The organism is Tessaracoccus sp. OH4464_COT-324 (genome assembly GCF_003932855.1).
In the GTDB taxonomy this organism is placed as follows: domain Bacteria; phylum Actinomycetota; class Actinomycetes; order Propionibacteriales; family Propionibacteriaceae; genus Arachnia.
The window spans coordinates 1-320 of record NZ_RQYZ01000170.1 but is presented as its reverse complement, the minus strand read 5'-3'; the positions used below and the strand labels follow the sequence as shown (position 1 = coordinate 320).

Here is a 320-nt window from a genome sequence, read left to right as displayed (position 1 = left end):
TTCGGTCATTAAGATACCTGTATTTGGTAAGCCTGTTGGGTGATACTGAACAAACTCCATATCACGAAGTGGAACGCCATGACGATAAGCCATAGATAAACCATCACCAGTTACAATACCACCGTTTGTATTAAAGCGGAATGCACGACAACCACCACCAGTTGCAATTACTACCGCATTAGCATTAATTTGAACAAGTGTACCTTCCATCATGTTCATTGCTACCATACCGCGAGCATGGCCATCATCAACAAGAATATCTAATACAAAATGTTCATCAAAACGTTGAATTTGTGGATATTGAATAGATGTTTGGAATA

Annotated in this window: 1 protein-coding gene; it reads right to left on the bottom strand. The window is 39.1% G+C overall.

Going from position 1 to position 320, the window contains the following annotated elements:
- On the bottom strand, window positions 1-320 hold a 320-nt coding region (locus EII42_RS12635), incomplete at both ends, for an FAD-binding protein (protein ID WP_125172439.1).